Source organism: Massilia sp. CT11-108 (assembly GCF_047302915.1).
Classification (GTDB): Bacteria; Pseudomonadota; Gammaproteobacteria; order Burkholderiales; family Burkholderiaceae_D; genus Telluria; species Telluria orientalis.
The window spans coordinates 1-1,705 of the sequence record NZ_JBKYMO010000815.1 but is presented as its reverse complement, the minus strand read 5'-3'; the positions used below and the strand labels follow the sequence as shown (position 1 = coordinate 1,705).

The following is a 1,705-nucleotide window of genomic DNA, read 5'->3' as shown; positions in this document are numbered from 1 at the left end:
CGCCACGCCTTCCAGCTCGCCCGACTTACACTGATCAATCTGGTGCAGGTAGTGAAAATTTGAGGGGAAGGGTCAGGGTCAGAGCCCTTTTTTGGGAAATTTCCAAAAATCGGGCTCTGACCCCGGTGGTGCCGGCCGCGAGGCCAGCAGGTACAGGAACGCCCAGGCGAGCCGGGCGAGACGGCGACACAAGGTGCTGGCAAAGGTGGACATCGGTGCTCCGCGGCGTGATCGTGATCCATCCCATGCAAGGTCGATGCCCGCCCGCGTCCACCGCCGTGGCGCACGGCCTGCGCGAAATACGCACCAGATCGGCGCATGGATGCACCGCTGCGGCGCGCCGCGAACGTGCGCCCGCGGCCCTCACACAGGTAAAGCCCGGCCGGACCCGGCTGGCACCGTTCTTGCAAATTGAACCTGCAACGAGAGGTGGGCCGATGTCGGCATCGCGCACATCTCGACAAGGTGGCTAGGGTTCCGACCGCGCGAGCGGTGCTGGTCCGAGAGCTGCCGGTTCCCCGCCGCGCCGCGGCAAGGAGCTACACGGAGGGATAAAAGCCCGGGAGGACGATTGCGCCGCAATCGCTTGCCTCTCGTTTTTATCCACTTCGGGAGCTCCATCATGCGTTTCTTCCAGCACCACCGCATCCTTCGCAGTTCCATCGCAACGGTCCTCGCCCTGTGCGCGGCGCTGTCGGCCGCCGGGCCCGCGCACGCCGAGGTCAAGGTCGGCCTGTCCGACTGGCCGGGCTGGGTGGCCTGGTACGTCGCGGACCAGAAGGGGTTCTTCAAGCGGCACGGCGCCAACGTCAAGCTGGTCTGGTTCGGCAATTACACGGATTCCGTCGCCGCGCTGTCGGCCGGCCAGCTCGATGCCAATGCGCAGACGTGGTCGGACACCATGACGCCGCTGGCGAAGAAGGTCGACGTGAAGGCCGTGCTGGTCAACGACAACTCGGCCGGCAACGACGCGCTGATGGTCGGCCCGAAGATCAAGTCGTTCGCGGACCTGAAGGGCCGCACGGTGGCGCTGGAGCAGTTCAGCATCTCGCATTTCGTGCTGGCCACGGCGCTGGCCCGCAACGGCATGGGCATCAACGACGTCAAGGTCGTCAACCTGTCCGCCGGCGATGCGGCCGCCGCGTTCGTGGCGGGACGCGTGGACGCCGCCGTCGTGTGGAACCCGTGGGTCAACAAGATCCAGGCGAGCGGCAAGGGCCACCCGTTGTTCACGTCGCGCGACATGCCGGGCCTCGTCCCCGACCTGCTCGTCGCCCACGGCAAGGCCCTGCGCGACAAGACCAAGCGCCAGGACCTCGTCGGCATGATCCAGGCGTGGTTCGACACGCAGGCCTTCATCCACGACCATCCAGACGAAGCGGTGCAGATCATGGCGAAAGTCGTCGGCATCAAGCCGGCCGAGTACAAGGTCTTCCTGCCGGGCACGCGCTTCTTCGACCGCGCCGACAACCAGGCCGCGCTCGATGCCAGCAAGCCGAAGTCGCTCGTCGCGGCCGGTCCCGAGATCCACAAATTCCTCAGCACGAACAAGCTGGTCGCCGGCCCGGTCGACTACGCCGCCGGCATCGATGCCTCGCTGCTGGCCGACGCCCTCAAGAAGTAAGCCATGCGCGACGACCTGCCCCCTCCCGATCGCGCGGTCACGCGCAACCGCCGCTCCCCCTGGGACGTGCGCGGCGACCTG

1 protein-coding gene and 1 riboswitch are annotated in these 1,705 nt (G+C 66.7%); the gene reads left to right on the top strand.

The features are described from left to right. The first annotated feature begins 458 nt into the window (after positions 1–458). Positions 459–568: riboswitch (guanidine-I (ykkC/yxkD leader) on the top strand. 54 nt (positions 569–622) lie between these two features. Continuing rightward, a complete protein-coding gene (locus ACEN88_RS31000; protein WP_413345916.1) occupies positions 623–1,624 on the top strand; it encodes an ABC transporter substrate-binding protein in 1,002 nt (333 codons plus the stop codon). Positions 1,625–1,705: the final 81 nt, after the last annotated feature.